Below are 21,548 nucleotides of genomic sequence, written 5' to 3' on the forward strand. Positions count from 1 at the left end.
GATCAAGGGAGGGGCTCGCGGGGCAAAGTGATGGGGGGCCGGTTGGACGGCGGCGGCAGGCGCTTGGCGTAGAGGCTCAAGGTTTGCGTGCGGCCATCCAGGCTGAATCGGGCGTATTGCGGGCTGAGGTGGTCCAGGCGCCAGCCGTTGGGCAGGGCCTGACCGAGGCGGACGGTCAGGGCGCGGCCGTCGGTTTGCTTAAGCATGGCCATTTGCAGGTTGCCGGTGATCATGATGCCGCTGAGGGTCAGGTTGGCCAGGCTGGTGACCTGGGCTTTGCCCACGACGCGATCCGGACTGCGGTCGGGGCTGAACAGCGGTGCTTGCCAAGTGGCGGCCAGGTTTTCCAGCGGGACGCTCGGCGCGACCTGTACCTGGGCGGTGGGATGGGCGTGCGCGGGCGCTTCAGGCAGCCATTGCGGTTCATCACCGATGCTGCTCAGGATCACCGCCATCAACAGGCCCAGCAAACCCGACAAGCCGAGCAGGCCCCACTCCACGGGGCGTAATCTGCTGATCATGGCGTCACCCGCGCCGGTTGCAGGTAACCGCGCACCAGCAGGTGCACCACCAGCTTGCCCGCACCGCCACTGGCCGGCGCCTGTTGGCTACGGCGGATGCGCAGTTCATCCACAAACAGGAACGGCGGCTGGTACTCCAGCTCATGCAGCAGCGCTTCCAGCGGTTCGATGGCGCAATCGAGGGTCAGGCTGACCTTGACCTGGCGATACGGCTCGCCGTCGTCCTGCTCCGGCGTGATGGGCTTGCGCTGGGTCAGACTGCAACCGCCGCCGAGGTTGGCGTGGCTGTTGATCAGGTCGGCAAGGCGCTGCATCAGGTCGGCGGCCACCACGTCTGGGTCATCCCCCGGCAACAGGCTGGTGCTGCTGGCCGGGTCCTGGCGGGCTTGCTCAAGCTGTTGGCGCAGCGCATCACGTTGACGCAACACGCCGGCATAGCGCTGCTGTTGCTCGCGCAACTGTTCGGCCTGTTCGCCCATGTCGCGCAGGGGGCCGGCGAACCAGCTGTCGATCAGCAGCCAGTAGGCCGTGCCGAGTACCAACGCCAACACCAGCAAGGCAGCGCCACGGCGTTCACGGGGTGTGAGGGATCGGCGCATCGGTGGCCTCCTGGCGTAGGTGGGCACGCAAGGCAAACTGGTCCTTGCCGGTGCGGGCATCGGGTTGGATCACCCCTTCGAACTGGGCGTTTTCCAGACTGCGGCAGCCTTTGATGCGGGTAATCAGTGCGCTGGCCTTGGCGCTTTGACCGGAGAAGGAAATCTCGCCGTCCTTCACGTCCAATTGATCCAGCCAAGTGTCGGCGGGCAGGCAGGTGGTCAGGTCGTTGAGCAGCGCGGCGATGGGCGGTTGCGCCAGTTTGCGTCGGGTAAGGTACTGCGCCGCGCCCCGGGTATTGAGCAGTTGCTGGCGCAGGGCATGCACCTCGGCGACCTCGGTTTTCTGTTGCTGCACACTGGCGTGCATGGCATCGATGACGCGTTGGCGGTCGTTGAGCCACAGCAGCATCGCTGCGATCAGCAAGGCCCCGCACAACCACGGCAGGCTGCGTTGCAAACCCATGCCCGGCGGGCGTTGGCGCGGGCGCAGCGGCGGGGGCAGCAGGTCGATGCCGAGGTTGGCCGCATCCACGCGATGGGGATGCAGGCCTAGGGCGGTGCAGTCGCTGAGAATCTGGTCCAGGCGTTCGCGCAGGATCGCCACCAGCGTGACCTCAAGGTGGGTGGACGTACGCCGTTCCTGACGCGCGACGAAGTAGAGTTGGTCAGCCTCGAACGGGGTGTAGCGGTCCAGCTCATAACCGACCACCGCGTTGAGGTTGCGTCCGGCGGCCAAAGGCAGTTGCACGCGCTGCAGCAGCACGGCATCCGCGCCAAGCATCAGCACCTGGCGCGCGCTGTCCGACGTGGCTGGCGCCGCTAACGGCCAGTGGTGGATCTGCTCCGGCGGTTCTGGCCGTGCCAACCAACTCGGCACACAAGCGCGCAACTCCGCGAGCCACAAGCGCCAACCCTGTTGCAACAGGCTGCCGCGCCAGTGTCGGGCAATGGGTTCCAGTCGATTCATTCTTGCCAACGCAGCACCCGGTAGGGGTGTGCGCTGTCCTCCGATGGGCTCAATAAAACAGTGACTTGCAGCCGCGCCTGATAACCGCCAGGGCGCTCGGCGCGGCTGTCGACGACCAGCACTTCGCCCGGATCGGCACCTTCGGCGTTCTGGCGCGGCAGGTTCAGCGCCTTGCGCATCAGCGGGCTGGCGAAGGCGGGATCGGGGCGGTCCAGGTCGCTCCACAGGGTGATCTCGGGCAGCAATTGGCTGTAGAGGGGTTGGGTCATGCCGGGCAGTTGGCGCACTTCTTCCAGCACCCGGAACGGCGCCAGGCCTTGTCGGCGGCGCGCGTCGAGGGCCTTGGACAGTTGCGTCGCCTGGGCTGGGGTGGCGCCGCAGGCCAGGGCCAGGCGCGTGAAATCCTGTGCCTCGGCGTTGATCAGGTAAAGCTTGCCGCGCTCGCTGCGCAGGCTGACGTGCAACTGGGCGTCATCAAACACCAAAGGAATCTCGCGGCCATCGGCCACCCAGCGCCGGTCAGCCATGACCAGGGCGATACCGGCTTCGGCGGCCAGCACGGTTTGTGTGTGCTGGCGCAGCCACAGGGCCTGTCGGCTTTCCAACTGCACCCAGCCGGCCAGGCCGCCGAGCAACACGCTGAGCAAGGCAAGCACCCACAGCACCAACAGCAGGGCCGCACCGCGTTGGCGCCTCACTCTTCCACGCTCCCGCTGGACAGGTTCAAGCGCAAAGCAATCACCTGGGTGACCCAGGTCATCGGGCCGTCGACGCTGGCGGCGATGCGCACGGCCGCAGGCAGGCGTTTGGGCCATGGCCATTCACTGACCCAGCCGGTGGGTTGACCCAGCGGTGACACGCCGCGATAGCTGAACTGCAACCCTTCGATGTTTCTCAGCAGCACCTGCGGTTCACGCTGAGAAAAGCCGACCTGCAAATCCTGTTCGACCCGTTGCAGGCTGAACCGGTGGATCCCACCACCGAGCACACCGGGCAAGGTCGAGACAAACTCCAGCCGCTGCGCCGTGCCAACAAAAAAACCATCGCCCTCGCCCACCGCCAGCGGCAACGCCTCGCTGATCGCCGTGCGTAAAAACTGTTGAGCGGCGCGCACTTCATCCAGGCTCACGGTATACGCCTGGGCCTTGGACACGGCACGATTGGCACCCAGCAATGCGCCCCCAACCAGCACCAGCAAAACGCCCAACAAACTGAGCACTACGAGGATTTCCAGCAAGGTAAAGCCCTGCTCGCGGCGCTTCACAGGCGCGCCTTCAAGGTGCTGAAACGAGCCTGGTGCGGGCCTTCGCTAAGCGTCAGGTCGAGGCGAAACACATGCGTCTGTTGCCGCGTGCTGATCAGTTGCCAGTGAATACCGTCGAGCTCGCCTTGGCTGACGCCGTTAATCAATCGTCCCGCTGCCTCCTGATCGAAAATCGTCAGCGCCGCCTGGGTAAGCCGATCACTGTGGGCCACCTGGGATAACGAGCGCGCGCTCTGGCCGAACGCAACCAGCAGCACCGTGCTGCACACCGCCATCAGCGTCAGCGCGGCGAGCATTTCCAGCAGCGTGAACCCGGCCTGGTGCTTCATGGCAGCGCCTTGGATTGCACGCTGCCGGTGAGCCAGCCGATATCGATGCGCCAACGCCGGGTGCCATTCGCCAATAGAAGATTGCCGCCCGTGGAGCTACCGTCGGGATAGAACTCGACGGAGGGGCCCACCTGCTCGGCGGTGTGCAGTGTCACTTGCAGCTCGGACGGCCACCGTTGCAGCGCACGTCCCGGCGCCTGGAACGTACGGTCTTGCATATCGAATGAAGTCCGTGCCGCCTGCCCGCTGACTATCGCCCCCGCCCGCGTGGTGCGCAGCGCTTCCACCACCTGCCCCACCGCGCGGCGCTCTTTTGCCGCCTGCAGGCCCTGGCGCACGCCCAGCCCCAGCAAGCTGGCGGCGAGGCTGATCAACAGGATCACCACTAGCATCTCCAGCAGGGTAAAGCCGCGCTGGCCCATGGCCGCGTTACTCCCAATTGCCCAGGTCGGCGCTATAACCTTCGCCGCCCGGCTGGCCATCCTGACCGTAAAAGATCAGGTCGAAGGCCCCGTGCTCGCCGGGAAAACGATAGCCCAAGGCATGCCCGAACGGGTCCTTGAGGTCAGAAGGCTTGGCATAGCCGCCGGGCCTGTCCACCAACTGTTGCAGGCTGGTGGGCGGCGCGCCGACGTCGAGGGCGTAGCTGTCGATCTTCATGCTCAGGCTGGCCAGCTGCGCCTTGCCCGCGCCGTACTTGCCCTTGTCGACATTGCCGCCGACCTGGCGCACGACGATGGTGGCAACAATACCCAGCAACACGATCACCGCGAGCATCTCCAGCAGGGTGAAACCGCTTTGGCGGCGTGGTTTTCTCATGGGTCAAGCTCCTTCATATATTGCTGGTCAGGCTCATCAGCGGCAGCATGATCGCCAACATGATCACCGCCACCAGCACCGCCATGACCACGGTCAGGGACGGCACCAGTGCGGCAAGCAGGCGGTCGATGCCGCGCTTGGCTTCGACGTCGAAGATGTCGGCGACCTTGAGCAACATGCTGTCGAGTTCGCCGGCCTGTTCACCGACGTCAATCATTTGCAGGGCCAGCTCGGGCAACAGCGGCTGGCTGCCGAACGCGCTGGCGAGAGTACCGCCGCCTTTTACCGATTCCGTCGCATGGCCCACTTGAGCCCGCAACGCGCGGTTGGTGCAGACGTGCCGCGCAATCACCAAGGCTTGCAGTAACGCCACGCCATTGTTGAGCAGCGTGCCGAGGGTGCGCGTCAGGCGTGCCGCTTCGACCCGTTGCAACAACGGGCCGATCACGCGAATGCCGAGCAGGCGTCGATCGTATTGTTCTCGAAATGCCGGATTGCGCAGGCGTACGGCCCAGCAGCCACCGCTGACGATCAGCCCGGCCAACACCACCAGGCCATAGCTGCCCAGGAACTCACCCAAGGCCAGAATCACCTCGGTAATCAACGGAATCGGCACGCCCAGGTCCTGGAAGATCGGCACAAACTGCGGCACCACATACGCCAGCAACAACGCCAGGGAACCCAGCACGCCCACCACCAGAAAGGCCGGATAGATCAGCGCATTGATCACCTCGCCGCGCAGCCGCTCGCTGCGTTCCAGGTAATCGCTGAGCTGACGCAGGGTACTTTCCAGCGCGCCACCGGCCTCACCGGCACGCACCATGCTCAGGTACAACGGTGAGAAGCTGTCGCCCTCGTGTTCCAACGCGGCGGACAGTGGTTTGCCGGCCTTGACGTGATCGCGGATGCGCTCGATCAGCGCGCGCACCTGAGCGGGGCCGGGTTGCTTGAGCAACAGGGTCAACGAGCGTTCCAGAGGCTGGCCGGCCCCCAACAGCGTCGCCAACTGCTGGGTAAAACTCACCAACGCCGTGCCCTTCAACTGCCCACGTGGGTTGCGCAGCAGGGGTCTGCCGGCGGCTTCAATCTGCAACAGCAACAGGCCGCGCTTGTGCAAGGCGGCGACGGCGGCAACTTGATCCGTGGCTTCCAGCGTACCGTTCTGCGGCATGCCCTGGTTGTCCAAGGCGCGGAACTTGAACAGGCTCACGCGCTGTCCCCACGGGTAACGCGCAGCACTTCTTCCAACGAGGTAATACCGGCCAAGGCCTGGCGCAGCCCTTCTTCATACAGGGTGCGCAAACCGGCGCGGCGTGCGGCCTGTTCCAGCGTAGCGGCATCGGCGTGACGCATCAGCAGGCTGCGCAGCTCATCGTTCATCACCAGCAGCTCAGTGAGCGCACTGCGACCGTGATAGTCCCCGCGATAGAGCAGGATCGGACGCTGCTCGGTCAGGCGATCCAGGCCATGTTCTGCGATCAGTTCCGGCGGCGCTTCAAAGGCCACGCGGCTGGCCGGGTCCAAGCGCCGCACCAGGCGCTGGGCGAGAATGCCGCTGACGGTCGAGGCGATCAGGTAGCTTTCCACGCCCATGTCCAGCAGCCGCGTGATACTTGCCGCGGCGCTGTTGGTGTGCAGGGTGGAAAGGACGAGGTGCCCGGTCAGCGACGATTGAATGGCGATGCGGCAGGTTTCCAGGTCGCGGATCTCGCCGATCATGATCACGTCCGGGTCCTGGCGCACGATGGAACGCAGTGCCCCGGCGAAGTCCAGGCCGATGGCGGGCTTGACCTGGATCTGGTTGATGCCTTCGAGCTGGTACTCCACCGGGTCTTCCACGGTGATGATCTTGCGCTCGGCGGTGTTGAGCCGCGACAGGGCGGTGTAGAGCGTGGTGGTCTTGCCGGAACCGGTGGGCCCGGTGACCAGCAGGATGCCGTGGGGACGCTCGAGCAGGTCGAGGAAAGCGGTCAGGCGCTGGCCGTCGAACCCCAGGCTCGGGAAGTCGAACTGCACGGTTTGCCGGTCGAGCAGGCGCAGCACCACCGACTCGCCGAAACTGGTCGGCACCGTGGACACCCGCAGGTCGAGCTCCTTGCCCTGGATGCGCAGCATGATGCGCCCGTCCTGGGGTAGCCGACGTTCGGCGATGTCCAGCCGCGCCATGATCTTCACCCGCGAGATCACCGCTGCCGACGAACTGACCGGCGGCGCTTCGGCATCGTGCAGTACGCCGTCGATGCGATAGCGCACCTTGAGTTGGTTCTCGAAGGGTTCGATATGAATATCCGAGGCGCGCTGCTCCACGGCGCGTTGCAGAATCAAGTTCACCAGCCGGATCACCGGCGCTTCGGAGGCCATGTCCTTGAGGTGTTCGATATCCTCCTGGGCGCCGCCCTGCTCATCGAGGTTCTCGATCAGGGTGCCCATGGCCGAGCGGCCTTGGCCGTAGTATCGCTCGATCAACGTGTCGACTTCATTGCGCGGGCCGATCGCCAGCCACACCGGCACCTGGCACGCATAGGCCAGGGCCTGGAACGGATACCGTTGTGCCGGATTGGCGGCCAGCACCCGCAGGCCGTTCTGGTGCCAGCCCATGGGCACCACTTGGTAGTGGCGCATGAAGCGTTCGGTCAGTGCAGGCAAGGGATCGAGCAGCGGCGGCGCGGCGTCGGCCAGCAACAGCGGCGCGTCGAGCAACGCCGCCCAGGCACGGGCCAATTCAACTTCGGAGACCAGGCCCAGACGCGTCAGCAGACTCAACAGATCGTCCGTGGACAGGCGTCGGGCGCGCTCCAGGTCCACGGTTTTCAGCCCGGCATGCTGCATCAGCCACGCACACACCTGCTCGGTGTGCGGGATCTGCATCTGGCAGGCATCGATAGGCGCTGACGACATAATGTTCACGTATCTAGTGTTACGAGAAAGTATGGCTATTTGAAACTACGGAAACATGCCATTAGTTAGCCATAACCCAGGGAAAAAGTAAGCCGGGGTTATCGACTGGAAGTTATAGACCTAGTTCCTGAAACAGGGGAATAAAATAAACATAATCGCCAAGACCCTTGCGCCAGAGCCTTAGCAGCTAATAGCCATCATCCCACTAGTTGCAATTAGCCACTTAGGCGCTTTCACGCGCAATCAAACGGCATTCCAATAAATTCAAACGCGTTACTTCATCTTCTACAGGCAGCACACCCAAACTTTCAAGGACGCGCGTAGCGGCCAACACACCTATTTCCAATGCGGGCGGCTTGATCGTACTCAGGCTCGGCAACAGCATTTCGGCGAACGGGTAATCGCCGAAACCGAGCACCGCGCACTTCTCGGGGATCTTCAGCCCGGCCCGCTGCCCAGCCAGCAGACCACCGGCCGCCAGGTTGTCATTGGCGAAAAATATCGCATCCGGCGGCGTCGCGTGACTCATCAGCGCTTCCATCGCCTGTTTGCCGGCGTCGAAAGGCGCGCGATCCGCGTCGGGAGCGAAGACCCAGGGCTGCACACCCAACGCGATCAAGGTCGCGGCGAAGCCCTCACCCCGTTCCATTGCGCTGAAGTCCCCGGCTGCGCTGTTCTGCACGAAAGCAATGCGCCGATAACCCTGCCCATGCAGATAACGCGCAGCGGTGACGCCCACTTCGTAGTGGGAAAACCCGATCTGCAAGGGCGCGCGCTCGGGCACGTAGTCCCAGGTTTCTACCACCGGAATATCCGCGTCGGCGATCATCTTTTCAGTCGCCGCGCTGTGGAAGCGGCTGGTCAGCACCAGCGCCGCCGGCGACCAGCCAAGGAACGCACGCACCGCACTCTCTTCCTGCTCGGCGCTGAAGTAACTCGACGCCAACAACAGTTGATAGCCATGCCGGCTGAGGGTGTCGCTGAAGCCCTGGATGGTATTGGCAAAGATCGGCCCCGAGATGTTCGGGATCACCATCGCCACGATGCGCCCACGCGCCGACGCCAGCCCGCCGGCCACCAGGTTGGGCACGTAACCCAGCTCGGCCACCACCTCGGCGATGCGCTCGCGGCGTTCGGGTGACACTTGTTCCGGCTGGTTGAAGTAACGCGACACGGTAATCGCCGACACCCCGGCCTGGCGGGCCACGGTATTCAAGGTGACACGCCCGGCGCCACGGCGTTTGCGCGGTTTGTCTTCGCTCAAGGGATAATCCTGTTAAAAACCAAAAAGAATATAGGACTAATTTTTCAGTATTTGACGTTCTAAACCAGACCTACCAATAATGCCGATGTTAGCGCTAACAAAGCGCGTTGTCTGCTACTCGCTCGAGCGAATGCCAAAGACATTTCACAGGCGCTGACGGTCGCAAGAACCGCAGCGGTTCAGGGCAATCTTTTCGAGCGGGCACAGCATGCACACCTTCCAACGCAGCACTTTCCTGATACTGGCCGGGTTGACCGCCCTGCCCGCCCCCGGTGCCTTTGCGGCCGACGCGCAGGAGCCGACACTCAAATCCGTGACCGTCACCGCCACGCGCCGCGAAGAATCACTGCAAAAAGTCCCGGTGGCCGTCTCGGTCCTTGATGGCGAACAGCTGGAGCGCGACAACCGCAATGGCGTGGCGAGCATCGCCCAGCAGGTGCCGTCGCTGAACTTCCGCACCGGCGCCTCCAACAAGGACACCTCGCTGTTCGTGCGCGGCGTGGGCACCATTTCCACCTCCCCCGGCGTCGAGCCGACGGTGGCCACGGTGATCGACGGCGTGGTCTACGCCCGCCCCGGCCAGGCCACCCTTGACCTGCTCGACCTGGAACGCATCGAGGTGCTGCGCGGCCCCCAAGGCACGCTGTTCGGCAAAAACGCCTCGGCCGGTGTGCTGAACATCACCAGCAAGGCGCCCACCGCCGAGACTCATGGCTATATCGACCAGTCGTACTACAGCGGCAACGAAAGCCGTACCCGGTTCGGCATCGGCGGCAGCCTGGTGCCGGATGTGCTCAAGGGTTCAATCAGTACGCTGTTCGGCAGCTACGACGGTAATGTCGACAACCAGCACAATGGCCAGGAGGTCAACGGCTACAACCACAAGGGCATTCGCGGCAAGTTGGAATTCACCCCCAACGACGACCTGACACTGACACTGATCGCCGACTACATGCAGTCCCACGACGACGCGCCGAACGGCGTGGTCAGCAAGTCCCTGTCCCCGGCGTTCGCCAACGCGCTGAGCCCGGTGCGGGCCTCCAGCGACAACCGCGACATCAACACCGATACCCGCAGCCATGTGGAAGACACCAACAAGGGCCTGTCCGCCCAGTTGGAATGGAACCTCGGCGACTACACCCTGACGTCGATCACCGCCTGGCGCGGTTGGGACAACACCCAATACCAGGACGGCGACCGCCTTGGCACGGTGACCGCCGCGTTTCCCGGTACCGCCGACAAAGGCCAGCTTGAGTTCAACCAATACTCCCAGGAACTGCGCCTGGCCTCACCTAAAGGTGAGTTCCTGGAATATGTCGGCGGCCTGTTCTACATGCACGGCAAGGATGAAGAAACCTATCAACGCACCCTCACCACCACCACGCGTACCGACCGCGGCATCGCCGACTACAGCACCACCAACGACAGCTACGCGGTGTTCGGCGAGACCACGCTGAACTTCACCTCGCGGTTTCGTGGCATCGCCGGCCTGCGCTACACCCACGATGACCTGAAATACGATCACCGCCGTGCCTCCACTTCGGCCACCACGGTCAGTGGGATTCAGCCGGCCACGTCCAGTTCCGGTTCCGTGGACGAAGACGGTTGGTCCGGTCGCCTGGGCGTGCAGTACGACATCAGCGACAGCGTCACCAGCTACCTGACCTATTCGCGCGGCTACAAAGGCCCGGCCTACAACGTGTTCTTCAATATGCAGCCGCGTGACACTGACGCGCTCAAGCCGGAAACCTCCAACACCTGGGAAGCCGGGATCAAGGCCACCGCCTGGAACAACCGCCTGACCACCAACCTGGCGGTGTTCCACAGCGATTACGACAACTACCAGGCCAACTTTTTCGACACCGTCGCCGGGCAAGTGGTGACGCGCCTGATCAACGCCGGCAGCGTCAGCACCGAAGGCGCCGAGCTGGATTACGCCTTGCAGGCCACTCAGCAACTCAAGCTGTCCGGGGCGCTGGCCTACACCCGCGCGCGCATCGACGAATTCGCCTGCCCGGCCGGTGCCGCCGCGACCTGCAACGTGAATGGCAAGCCGCTGCCTTTCAGCCCGGACTGGAAAAGCTACGTGCGCGCCGACTACACCATCCCGCTGGATAATGGCCTGGACATCGAACTGGGCACCGACTACAGCTGGCAGAGCGAAGTGCAGTACGACATCAGCCAGAACCTTGACACCAAACAAGGTGCCTACGGCATCTGGAACGCCAGCGTGGCCCTGGCCGACTACAGCAATGGCTGGCGCGTCGCATTCCTGGCGAAGAACCTCGCCGACAAATCCTACTCACCGCTGCTGGCCAGCGGCGGCAACTACATCTACCGCGCCGTGCCCCGTGACGACGAACGTTACTTCGGCGTGCAACTGCGCAAGGATTTCTAAGCATGAGCCGTCAACTGAAACTCGGCGCCTTCCTCATGGCCACCGGGCACCACGTCGCCGCCTGGCGCCACCCGGACGTGCCGGCAAATGCCGGGCTGGATTTTGCCCAGTACAAGCACCTGGCGCGGGTGGCTGAAGCGGCCAAGTTCGATGCGCTGTTCGTGGCCGATAGCATTGCGGCAGCCACGGGTGAAATCGCCAGCCATATGGCGCGTTCAGATCACTTCGAACCGCTGACTCTGCTTTCGGCGTTGAGTGCGGTGACGGACCACATCGGCCTGATCGCCACGGCGACCACCACCTATAACGAGCCCTACCACGTGGCGCGCAAATTCGCCTCGCTGGATCACCTGTCCGGAGGCCGTGCAGGCTGGAACCTGGTCACCTCGGACGCCGCTGCCGAAGCGCAGAATTTCGGCCGCGATGAACACCTCGGCCACGCCGAGCGCTACAGCCGCGCCAGGGAGTTTCATCACGTCGTGACCGGGTTGTGGGACAGCTGGGAGGACGATGCCTTCGTGCGGGACAAGGCCAGCGGCAACTACTACGACCCGGCGAAACAGCATGTGCTGGACCATGTCGGTGAACATTTCCGCGTCAAGGGCCCGCTGAACGTGGCGCGCTCGCCCCAGGGCCACCCGGTGATCGTGCAGGCGGGTTCATCGGAAACCGGCCGTGAACTGGCGGCGCAAACGGCAGAAGTGGTGTTTACCGCGCAAACGTCGCTGGAAAATGCGCAGGCGTTTTATGCGGATCTCAAAGGGCGGCTTGAGCCATACGGGCGTGAGCCGGACTCGCTGAAAATCATGCCGGGCGTGTTTGTGGTGGTCGGGCAAACCGAGGCCGAAGCCCAGGCTAAGTTCGAAGCGTTCCAGGACCTGGTCGAGCCCGAAGTGGGCGTCGCCCTGTTGGGCCGCATGCTGGGTAATTTCGACTTGTCCGGCTATCCATTGGACGGGCCGTTGCCGCAATTGCCGTTGACCGACAGCGGGCAGCGCAGCCGTCAACAATTGCTGAGTGACCTGGCCCACCGCGAACAACTGACGCTGGCGCAATTGGGCCGACGGATCGCGGGTGGTCGCGGGCATTACAGCCTGATCGGCACGCCCGCGCAGATCGCCGATGAGCTGCAACGCTGGTTCGAAAACGGCGCCGCCGATGGCTTCAACATCCTGGTGCCGCACCTGCCGGGCGGGCTGGAGGATTTCGTCCAAGGGGTCGTGCCGGAGCTGCAACGGCGCGGTCTGTTCCGTACCGAATACAGCGGCACTACCTTGCGTGAAAACCTCGGGTTGGCGCGCCCCGAAAACCGCTTCAAAAAGGACGATGCATGAAGATTCCGGCGCTGTTACTGGCCCTGCTGGCCGTCACTCAAACCGCACTGGCGGCCGACCCCGCGACCCTGCGCATCGGCTACCAGAAAGGCTCCATCGCCCTGGTGCTCGCCAAGGAACATAGCCTGCTGGAAAAACGCTTCCCGCACACCGAAGTGAAGTGGATCGAATTCCCCGCCGGCCCGCAGATGCTTGAAGCACTGAACGTAGGCGCACTGGACGTGGGCTCGACCGGCGACATCCCGCCGCTGTTCGCCCAAGCGGCGGGCGCGGACCTGGTCTACATCGGCGCCGAACCGCCCAAGCCCAGCGCCGAAACCATCCTGGTGCGCAACGACAGCCCGCTGCATTCAGTGGCGGACCTGAAGGGCAAGAAAGTCGCCTTCCAGAAGGGTTCCAGTTCCCACAACCTGATCCTGCGCGCCCTGAACAAGGCCGGGCTGAGCTACAAGGATATCCAACCGGTGTACCTGCCACCTGCCGACGCGCGCGCGGCGTTCGAACAAGGCAGCGTGGATGCCTGGGCCATCTGGGAGCCCTATTCATCCTTGGCATTGAGCCAAAGCCCCAGCCATGTGCTGGCCAATGGCGAAGGCCTGGGTTTGTCGGGGCCGGTGTATACCGCGCGGCGCGACTATGCGAAGGCCAATGGCGTGTTTGTACATGACCTGCTAGATGAGCTCAGCGCTGCCGAAGCGCTCACCCGCAGCCAGCGTGAAGACAGTTTGAACGTGCTGACGAGGTTTATGGGACTGCCGGCCGAGGTGATCGCGCGGTACATGGATAACCGCCCGCCTTCGCCGATCCTGCCGATTGACGACACGATCATCGCAGCGCAGCAGGCGACAGCGGATCTGTTCTATCAGAACCACCTGTTGCCCAAGGCTATCGACGTGCGCGAAGCCGCTCCCCTGTAGGAGCCGGCTTGCCGGCGAAAAACCCACAGGCAGCGCGTCCATTCCTGTTTCCCGCGTTATCGTTGGCGACCTTCGCCGGCAGGCCGGCTCCTACAAGGGTTGATCTGTGCCTCGCGTGCTCTTTTCCACGAGGCACATGGGTGTACCGGCGACCGGCTCCTGCATCACTTGCACCTGCACATCGAACACCTGGCGCATCAACTCGGCACTGATCACCGCCCCCGGCGCACCATCAGCCACCAACTTGCCGCCGTGCATCACCACCAAATGGTCGGCGTAGCGGCAGGCCTGGTTGATGTCGTGCAACACCGTGATCACGGTCTTGCCTTCAGCGGCCAATTCGCCCATCAAGTCCATGAGTTCGACTTGATGGCTGATGTCGAGGTAGGTGGTGGGTTCATCCAGCAACACCACGGGCGCATTCTGCGCCAACACCATCGCCAGCCAAGCACGTTGGCGCTGGCCGCCGGACAGATCGGCCAATGCGCGGTCAGCCAACAGGTCCAGTTCCAGGCGCTGCATGGCTTGGGTCACGTGGGATTGATCACTGCCGCTCAAGCGTCCCCACAGCGAGTTATGCGGACTGCGGCCATAGGCGACCAACTGGCGCACGCTGACACCTTCCGGCACCGGTAGCACCTGCGGCAAGAACGCGATCTGCCGCGCCAACTCGCGGGCGGACAGGCTGGCGTAGGCCTGGCCATCCAGGGTCAACTCGCCCTGGGTCGGCTTGAGGATGCGCGCGAAGGCCTTGAGCAAGGTCGACTTGCCGCAGCCATTGGGACCGATCAAGGCGGTGACCTTCCCGGTCGGCGGCGCAAAGGACAGGCCTTGCACGATGCGCGTGGTGCCGTAGCCAATGTCGAGCTGCCGTGCGTGAAGAATACTCATGTGATCAGCCCTTGAACCGTGCCAGCAACCAAAGAAAATACGGCGCGCCAATCACCGCCGTGAGCACCCCGGCGGGGATTTCGCTGGGCGCGATCAACGTGCGCCCCAATGTGTCGGCCAGCACCAGCAGCAACGCACCGATCAGCATCGCCGCCGGCAGCAGGCACTGGTGATGCCCGCCCACCAACCGCCGCGCCATGTGCGGCGCGACCAGGCCGATAAAACCGATCGGCCCGATCACCCCCACGCCCAGGCTGGTCAGCAGCACCGCGCAGGCCATCGCCAACCAGCGTGTGCGACTGAGTGGCGTGCCGAGGCTATGGGCCGCTTCATCGCCGAGGGCGATCAGGTTCAGCGGCTTGGCCAGGCACAGCCCCACCGGGATCAACACCAGGAACGGCAACACCAGCGCCACATGGTGCCAGTTGCGGCTCCATAGGCTGCCGGTGAGGGCGAGCAAGGCGGTGTTGATATCCAGCGGATGGGACAGGATCAGAAACTCGGTGACACTGGACAAGGTCACCGCAATCGCCACCCCGGAGAGGGCAAACCGCACCCCGGAAAAACTCACCCCGGTGTTGTACAGCGCCAGCAGCAACGCACCGCCGGCCCCGCCCAGACAAGCCACCAGCGGCAGCCACACAATCGGCAAATGCGGCCAACTGATGATCGCCACGGTCAGCGCCAGCCCGGCGCCTTGGGTCACACCGAGGATTTCCGGTGAGGCCAGCGGGTTGCGGATCACGCCCTGCACAATCGCCCCGGCCAGGCCGAAGGCTGCACCTGCGAGAATCGCGATCAGACTGCGGGGCAGGCGGTGGTTCCAGACTTCGAAGTCGAGGGCGTCGTGGGCCAGCAGGCGGTCCAGCACGGTGTCTGGGGTGAGCCATACAGTGCCGGCGCTGAGGCTGATCAACGTCGCCAGCAGCAACAGGCCGAGCAGCAGCCATAAGCGCAAGGGTGGCCGGGTCATAGGGCGCGCCTGGCAAGAAAAAGGAAGAACGGCGCGCCAATCAGCGCGGTGACCACACCCGCCGGTGTCTCCACCGGAAACGCCACAGCGCGGCTGAGCAAGTCGGCGCCCAGCACGATCACCGCACCCAACGCGGCGCTCAGGGGGATCAGCCAGCGGTAGTCATTACCGAGAAACTGGCGAAGGATATTCGGCGCGATCAACCCGACAAACCCGATCGGCCCCACCGCGCAGACGCTCGCCCCCACCAGCAACAGGCTGGCGATGAATACCTGCAAACGCAGGCTGGCAATGCCCACGCCCAGGGAGCGTGCGGCGTCTTCGCCGAGGTTGATCAGGTTCAAGCGCGGCGCGCACCACAGCGCCCACAGGCCGCCGATCAAGGTGCACGGCCACAGCAGTTGCACCTGGGCAGCGCCGACATTGGCCAGGGAACCGGCCAGCCAGTTGAGCACGCTTTGCGCCTGGGCCTCGACCAGGATCACAGTGAGCCGGGTCAATGCCGCGCACAACGCAGCCACGGCTACGCCGGCCAATACCAGGCGTCCCTGGGCGGTGGTCGGCGACCAGGCGCCGCCGAGGCTGAACACCGTGATCCAGGCCAGGGCGCCACCCAGGCAGGTCATCAACAAGGCACCGCCGGCAAACGGCAGCGCGACCAATCCAGTGGAAAACAACGCCAGCCCCAACGCCGCACCCGCCGTCACACCAAACAAGGACGGCGAGGCCAGGCGGTTGCGGGTAATGCCCTGCATCAACGCACCGGCCAGGCCCAGGCAAGCACCGACCAACGCGGCACACAGCGCCCGTGGCACGCGCAACTGGGCGACGATGTAGGCCATATTGCCGCCCACGCTGCCTTGGTGAACCAGGCCATTCCACGCATCCGCCGCCGTGATCGTGAACGGTGACCAACTGTACAGCGACAGCCAGAACAACCCGCCACCCAGCAGCACAATGCCGGCCGCCGCGAAACTTCGCCCCATGCTTATTGGCTCAATACGGCTTTACCGCCCTTGAGAATCGCCAGCGCGTCTTCGGCGATCTGTTCCGAGGCCAGCACACCGCGATTGCGCGCCCAGCTGTCGCCGTCCACTTCCGCAACCTGTTTATTACGCACCGCCCCCAACACTTGCCACAGCGGCTGCTTGCTCCAGTTGTCGACGATGCTGGGGCGACGGTAATGACCGACCAACAACCAACCAGGGTCGAGGGCGAGCAGTTGCTCCAGGCTGACAAACTCGGTGGGCGCCGCATTGGCGCGTACCGAGGGGACTTTCAGGCCAATGGCTTCGAGCACGCTGCCGGCGTAGGAGTCCGGGCCGTGCACGGAGAAACTGTCTTCACGGGCGACGCCAAACAACACGCTGGCGCCGGCCGGAATCTGTTGCGCGATGGCCTTGAGGTTCTCGCGGTTCTTCTGGATCCGCGCTTCCATCTGCGCGCTCTTGCCCAGCGCTTTGCCGATCAGCTCGGCGGATTTCAGGCTGCCCTGGTAATCCTCGCCGCGTGACGGCAGCAACAGGGTCGGCGCGATGCTCGCCAGGTCGCTGTACAAGGCCTGATGACGGTTGAGGTCGGCGACGATCAGGTCGGGCTTGAGCCGGGCGATTTCCTCGATGCTCGGCTGCGAGCGCAAGCCCACGGACGTCCACTGGCCGATGGCCTGGCGCACACGGGGCAACACGCGATTGGCGTCGCCATCATCGGCAGCGCCGACGGGCGTTACCTCGACGGCGGCCAGGCTGTCGAGAAAAGAGAATTCCAGCACCACCACACGCTTGGGCACATCGGGCAGATGCACCGCGTGCTGGCCGTCGTTGAGGTCGATGGGGGCGGCGCTCAGCAGGCTTGAAGACAACGCCAGGACGCAGGCGGCAAGGGTGGGGATGGAGCGCAGCATTCGCATGACAAGGACCTCGGCGTTAAAACACCCCAGCTAGACAGGCCGGGGAAAACGGCGGGTACTATTCCATATCGGGGCGGCGTGATCAAAAAACATTCTCATTAACGCCGAAATCGAGTGTGTGTTTGTTGTGGTAACTGGCTTGTTGTGGTGAGCGGGCTTGCCCCGCGCTGGGTGGCGAAGCCGCCCCAAAACCTGGCACCTCGCTCTACCTGACACGATGTGGTGTTCTTGTTGGGGCTGCTGCGCAGCCCAGCGCGGGGCAAGCCCGCTCACCACAACAAGCCACTCACCACAGCAAGCCAAGTCACTACAAACAGCCTGCTCACCTCAACAAGCCAGTCCCCACAACAAGACTCGTGTTAGAAGTCGACCGTGGCCGACAGCAGATAGGTACGCGGCGTAGACAAGGTCAGGCCTGGCTCGCTATCGTCCGACGCACCCGCCGAACTCCAGTAGCGCTTATCGGCGACGTTCTCCACATTCGCCCGCAAGGTGATGTGTTTATCGTCCACCTTGAACCCGTAGCGCGCCCCCACGTCGAGGCGGTTCCAGGCGTCGATTTCCTTGACGTTGGACTGGTCCAGGTACTGCGAGCTGGAATAGATTCCACGGCTGGTCAGGGTCAGGCCTTCGAGGCCCGGCACATCCCATTCAGCGCCCAGGTTGACGTTGTACTTGGGCGTGGCCGGGGCGCGGTTGCCGTCCCAGGTGCCGTTGGTGGTGTCTTTCAGCTCACTGTCGATGTACATCACCCCGCCAAGCAGGCGGAAGCCCTTGAGCGGTTCGCCGAACACGCTCAGTTCTACGCCTGAGTTCTCGCGCTTGCCGTTAGGCCCGAATACACGCGTGGTGGCGTTGGTTTCATAGGCTGGTTGCTTGATGCGGAACACCGCGGCGGTCACGGCGAACGCGCCAGCGTCGTATTTGGCGCCCACTTCCACCTGGCGACTGATGAACGGCGGGAAGATCTGGTCTTCGTTGATCGAGGTGGACGGCGCGATCTTGCCCTGGCTCAGGCCTTCCATGTAGTTGGCGTACAGCGACAGTTTGTCGGTGGCCTTGAACAGGATGCCGCCCGACGGCGAAACCTTTTCTTCGTCGTAGGCCGTGGCGCCTTTGACGCCGTCGCTCCAGTCATCGACCTTCACGCGCTGCCAGCGTGCACCGAGGGTGAGCAGCAGACGGTCGTCGAAAAAGCCCAAGGTGTCGGACAAGGCGACGCCGGTAAATTTGTTTTCGGTATAGACCTTGGGATCAAACCGCGTCGGCCGTGAAGGCGTCGGGGTTTGCACGGGATTGTAGAGGTTGCTCGAGGGTGACGTATAACGCGCGCCGCCGTTGGTGAAGTCCATGTCGAAGTAACTGGCGGCCAGGTTGACCTCATGGCTTACCGGCCCGGTGTGGAACCAGTTGCGCACGCCAGCGGTGTAGGTGCGCACGTTTTCATCGCGCGTGAAGTCGCGAGGCGACACTGCGAAATCACCGGCCGCATTGCTGACGGATACCGCGTGACGCAGGAAATCGTGGTTGCTTTTACGCGCGCCCACGCCGCCGTAGAGCATCACGTTGTCGCTGAGGTCGTACTCGGCATTGACCGTGCCGAACGTGTCGTTGGTGCGGGCCTTGCTCCAGGATTGCGCATAGTTGCGGCGCACGTCATTGGCGCTGGGCACCGGCGCTGCGGCCGCCACCTGTACGCGCTCTTGCGGTGCATCGGTGTCGCGCTCGGTGTGGCCGATGTCGGTGGAAAGGCGCAGGCGTTCGCCACGGAAATCCAGGCCCAGCACGGCCATTTCGCGGTCGACGCTTTGGTGATCCCACTCGGTGTCGCCGGACTGCTTCACGCCGTTGAAGCGGATGCCGAACTGGTTGTCTTCGCCAAAGCGCCGGCCAATGTCCACCGCGCCGCCGGCCTGGCTGTCGGACGCCCAATTGCCGGTAAACGAGTTGATGTCCTTGTCAGTGGCGCGCTTGGGCACCACGTTGATCCCGCCGCCCACGCTGCCACGCGGCGAGATGCCATTGATCAACTGGCTCGGGCCCTTGAGGATGTCGACGCGGTCGGCCATTTCCATGTCGATGGTGTAGGTCGGCAGCACGCCATACAGGCCGTTGTAGGCCACGTCACTGTTGAACAGGCTGAAGCCGCGAATGGTGAATTGCTCGTAGCGCCCACCCGCCGGGTTTGTGGCGCGCACCGAGGGGTCGGCGGCGATCAGGTCGCCTAGGGTGCGGGCCTGTTGGTTCTTTACCGCGTCAGCGGTGTAGGTGGTGATGCTGAACGGGGTTTCCATGAAGTCCCGCGTGCCGAGCATGCCCTGGGCCGTGCGGCGCGCTACCTGGCCGCCGGCGTAGGTGTCGCCGTCATACAGGCCGGTGGTGCCGAGGATCGACGTCGGGGCCAACTCAAGGCTGCTGCCGTCCGGCGCCGGTATCAACATGTAGGCCTGCGCGCCCATCGACTGCAGTTGCAGGCCAGAGCCTTGCAGCAAGCGGGCAAAGCCCTCCTCTACCCCATATTCGCCGGACAAGCCGCTGCTACTACGCCCGCTGACCAAGGCCGGGTCCACCGACAGGTTGACGCCCGCCAACCCGGCGAAGCGGGTGAGCGCCGCACTCAGGCTGCCGGCGGGCACTTGGTAGCTGCGGCGGGTGGCGGTGTCTTCGGCGTAGCTGACGGCGGCGAAGAACGGACTGGCGCTGAGGCTCAGCAGCAGGCTCAGTTTCAGCAAGGGGCGGACGACGGGCATTGGCGGAAGCTCTCAATAGTGTTCACTTGCCTGGAATGACAGGCGAGATGAAAAAAAGGGACAGGCTCCGCCAATTTTTTTGCTTACCACACTGCGATCGTTGAATCCGCCCTCGGCTCGGTGCCGCCGCACAATGCACCACTGACCGGGTCGCGCAGGATGATCTGCCCGCGCCCGTAGTCAGTGAGGTCGCTGGCGATCTGCACCTGATGTCCGCGCCGTGCCAAGGCGTTGGCCAAGTCGCGGGACGCGCCCTGTTCGATGCCGACCTTCATGTCACCCAGCCATTGCCAGCGTGGCGCATCCAGCGCCGCTTGCGGGTTGAGGCCGAAATCCACCAGGTTCATCACCATCTGCACGTGACCCTGGGGCTGCATGTAGCCGCCCATCACGCCGAACGGGCCGAGGGCCTGGCCGTCCTTGGTGAGAAAGCCGGGGATGATGGTGTGGAAGGTTTTCTTGCCCGGTGCCAGGCAGTTGGCGTGCGTCGGGTCGAGGCTGAACTCCTGCCCCCGGTTTTGCAGGGCGATGCCGCTGTCGGGCAGCACCACGCCGGAGCCGAAGCCGTGGTAGTTGCTCTGGATAAACGAAACCATATTGCCTTCGGCGTCGGCCGTGGCCAGGTACACCGTGCCGCTGGCGTGAGGGTCGCCGGGTTTGGGCGCCTGGGCCTGCTCGCCGATTTGTCCACGGCGACGGCGGCTGTAGTCATCGCTGAGCAGGTCAGCGACGGCTACGCGCATGTGCAGCGGGTCGGTGATGTAGTGCAGGCCGTCGCTGTAGGCGAGTTTCATCGCCTCCAATTGGCGGTGCCAGGTCTGCTGGCTGTCGCGGTGATCGAAGCTGAAGCCTTCGAGGATTTTCAGCGCCATCAACGCCACCAAACCCTGGCCGCTGGGTGGGATTTCCCACACGTCCACGCCCCGGTAACTGACGTGGATCGGCTGCACCCACTCGGCGCGGTAATCCTTGAGATCGCTGGCGCGCAGGTAGCCGCCGCTGGCCTTGGAGTGCGCGTCCAACCGTTCGGCCAGGGCACCGCGATACAGGCTTTCGCAACGGGTGTTCGCCAGTTCTTCGAGGGTACGGGCCTGGGCCGGGTTGCGAAACATCTCCCCGGCCCGTGGCGCGCGGCCGTCGATCAGGAAGGTGTCGAACCAGGCGTCCAGCGCCCCGTCACGATGGGGCGCGAATTCTTCCAGGGTGAGTTGCCATTGATGGGCGACTACCGGCGACAGCGGGAAACCGTCGCGCGCCAGGCGGATGGCCGGTTGCAGCAACTGGGCAAACGGCAATTTGCCGAAACGCTGGGACAGCTCGGCCCAAGCCGACGGGCAACCCGGCACCGTAACCGGCGTCCAGCCATACAGCGGCATTTGGTCATGCCCGGCGGCCTTGACCGCCTCGACACTCAAGGCAGCCGGCGCATGGCCGTTACCATTCAAACCGTGCAACTGGCCCTTGCACCAGACCAGGGCAAACGCATCGCCGCCGAGGCCGCAGCCGGTGGGCTCCACCACCGTCAAAGCGGCCGCCGTGGCAATGGCAGCATCGATGGCGTTACCGCCCTTCTGCATGACCTCGATACCGGCCTGGGCGGCCAGGGGCTGGGACGCCGCGACCATGCCACGCTGGGCAAACACGCTCTGGCGCTGCGAGGGATAAGGGTACTCATGAGCAGAAAATTCAAACATGGCAGAGGCTCTTCCAAAAGG

General features: G+C 64.1%; 20 protein-coding genes. 3 read left to right on the plus strand and 17 right to left on the minus strand.

The annotated features are described in order from the left end of the window. Positions 1–2: 2 nt before the first annotated feature. The 11 genes from U367_RS0111485 to U367_RS0111535 all read right to left on the minus strand — a co-directional run bounded on the left by U367_RS0111485 (position 3) and on the right by U367_RS0111535 (position 8,661). Positions 3–521, minus strand: a complete 519-nt coding sequence (locus tag U367_RS0111485) for a general secretion pathway protein GspN (RefSeq protein WP_028617066.1) — start codon at positions 519–521, stop codon at positions 3–5. Further along, entirely contained in the window at positions 518–1,120 is a 603-nt protein-coding gene (gspM, locus tag U367_RS0111490) for a type II secretion system protein GspM (protein ID WP_028617067.1), read from the minus strand. Before gspM ends, U367_RS0111485 begins: the two co-directional genes overlap by 4 nt. Then, complete coding sequence (locus tag U367_RS0111495) at positions 1,095–2,087, minus strand: PilN domain-containing protein (protein ID WP_028617068.1); 993 nt, start codon at positions 2,085–2,087, stop codon at positions 1,095–1,097. The genes gspM and U367_RS0111495 overlap by 26 nt, the downstream gene beginning before the upstream one ends. Continuing rightward, entirely contained in the window at positions 2,084–2,785 is a 702-nt protein-coding gene (locus U367_RS0111500) for a hypothetical protein (RefSeq protein WP_028617069.1), read from the minus strand. Before U367_RS0111500 ends, U367_RS0111495 begins: the two co-directional genes overlap by 4 nt. Next, entirely contained in the window at positions 2,782–3,351 is a 570-nt protein-coding gene (locus tag U367_RS0111505) for a prepilin-type N-terminal cleavage/methylation domain-containing protein (protein ID WP_028617070.1), read from the minus strand. The genes U367_RS0111500 and U367_RS0111505 overlap by 4 nt, the downstream gene beginning before the upstream one ends. Beyond that, on the minus strand, positions 3,348–3,680 hold the full coding sequence (locus U367_RS0111510) for a type II secretion system protein (protein WP_028617071.1): 333 nt from the start codon (positions 3,678–3,680) through the stop codon (positions 3,348–3,350). The genes U367_RS0111505 and U367_RS0111510 overlap by 4 nt, the downstream gene beginning before the upstream one ends. Then, a complete protein-coding gene (locus U367_RS0111515; protein WP_028617072.1) occupies positions 3,677–4,102 on the minus strand; it encodes a GspH/FimT family pseudopilin in 426 nt (141 codons plus the stop codon). Before U367_RS0111515 ends, U367_RS0111510 begins: the two co-directional genes overlap by 4 nt. A 7-nt stretch (positions 4,103–4,109) precedes the next feature. Next, positions 4,110–4,499 carry a type II secretion system protein GspG gene (locus U367_RS0111520; protein ID WP_028617073.1) on the minus strand — a complete coding sequence of 130 codons (390 nt, stop codon included), beginning with the start codon at positions 4,497–4,499 and terminating at the stop codon, positions 4,110–4,112. 13 nt (positions 4,500–4,512) lie between these two features. Beyond that, positions 4,513–5,709: a type II secretion system inner membrane protein GspF gene (gene gspF / locus U367_RS0111525; RefSeq protein ID WP_028617074.1), complete on the minus strand. Its 1,197-nt coding sequence runs from the start codon at positions 5,707–5,709 to the stop codon at positions 4,513–4,515. Then, entirely contained in the window at positions 5,706–7,397 is a 1,692-nt protein-coding gene (gene gspE / locus U367_RS0111530; protein WP_028617075.1) for a type II secretion system ATPase GspE, read from the minus strand. Before gspE ends, gspF begins: the two co-directional genes overlap by 4 nt. A 223-nt stretch (positions 7,398–7,620) precedes the next feature. Next, positions 7,621–8,661, minus strand: coding sequence for a LacI family DNA-binding transcriptional regulator (locus U367_RS0111535; protein ID WP_028617076.1), 1,041 nt, complete (start codon positions 8,659–8,661; stop codon positions 7,621–7,623). 208 nt (positions 8,662–8,869) lie between these two features. Between U367_RS0111535 and U367_RS0111540 the strand changes: the two genes are divergently transcribed. Genes U367_RS0111540 through U367_RS0111550 form a run of 3 tightly spaced genes read left to right on the plus strand, consistent with a single transcriptional unit; the run spans position 8,870 to position 13,310 of the window. Next, positions 8,870–11,059: a TonB-dependent receptor gene (locus tag U367_RS0111540; RefSeq protein ID WP_028617077.1), complete on the plus strand. Its 2,190-nt coding sequence runs from the start codon at positions 8,870–8,872 to the stop codon at positions 11,057–11,059. Positions 11,060–11,061: 2 nt separating this feature from the next. Then, positions 11,062–12,393 carry an LLM class flavin-dependent oxidoreductase gene (locus U367_RS0111545; RefSeq protein WP_028617078.1) on the plus strand — a complete coding sequence of 444 codons (1,332 nt, stop codon included), beginning with the start codon at positions 11,062–11,064 and terminating at the stop codon, positions 12,391–12,393. Next, the gene (locus tag U367_RS0111550; RefSeq protein WP_028617079.1) at positions 12,390–13,310 is read left to right on the plus strand and encodes a sulfonate ABC transporter substrate-binding protein; all 921 of its coding nucleotides are present in this window, start codon (positions 12,390–12,392) and stop codon (positions 13,308–13,310) included. Before U367_RS0111545 ends, U367_RS0111550 begins: the two co-directional genes overlap by 4 nt. Before the next feature lie 90 nt (positions 13,311–13,400). On the opposite strand, the gene fecE is transcribed toward U367_RS0111550, so the two are convergent. The 6 genes from fecE to U367_RS0111580 form a co-directional block, all read right to left on the minus strand. Next, entirely contained in the window at positions 13,401–14,201 is an 801-nt protein-coding gene (gene fecE, locus U367_RS0111555; RefSeq protein ID WP_028617080.1) for a Fe(3+) dicitrate ABC transporter ATP-binding protein FecE, read from the minus strand. A gap of 4 nt (positions 14,202–14,205) precedes the next feature. Then, positions 14,206–15,174 (minus strand): iron chelate uptake ABC transporter family permease subunit, encoded by a 969-nt coding sequence (locus U367_RS0111560; protein WP_028617081.1) that lies wholly within the window; start codon positions 15,172–15,174, stop codon positions 14,206–14,208. Continuing rightward, positions 15,171–16,160 (minus strand): iron-dicitrate ABC transporter permease FecC, encoded by a 990-nt coding sequence (gene fecC / locus U367_RS0111565; protein WP_028617082.1) that lies wholly within the window; start codon positions 16,158–16,160, stop codon positions 15,171–15,173. Before fecC ends, U367_RS0111560 begins: the two co-directional genes overlap by 4 nt. Before the next feature lie 2 nt (positions 16,161–16,162). Beyond that, positions 16,163–17,077, minus strand: coding sequence for a Fe(3+) dicitrate ABC transporter substrate-binding protein (locus U367_RS0111570; protein WP_394365162.1), 915 nt, complete (start codon positions 17,075–17,077; stop codon positions 16,163–16,165). 365 nt (positions 17,078–17,442) lie between these two features. Next, on the minus strand, positions 17,443–19,833 hold the full coding sequence (locus tag U367_RS0111575; protein ID WP_028617084.1) for a TonB-dependent receptor: 2,391 nt from the start codon (positions 19,831–19,833) through the stop codon (positions 17,443–17,445). An 83-nt stretch (positions 19,834–19,916) separates the two neighbouring features. Beyond that, positions 19,917–21,527 carry a gamma-glutamyltransferase family protein gene (locus tag U367_RS0111580; protein WP_028617085.1) on the minus strand — a complete coding sequence of 537 codons (1,611 nt, stop codon included), beginning with the start codon at positions 21,525–21,527 and terminating at the stop codon, positions 19,917–19,919. Positions 21,528–21,548: the final 21 nt, after the last annotated feature.

This window comes from Pseudomonas canadensis, from assembly GCF_000503215.1.
GTDB classification, from domain to species: Bacteria; Pseudomonadota; Gammaproteobacteria; order Pseudomonadales; family Pseudomonadaceae; genus Aquipseudomonas; species Aquipseudomonas canadensis.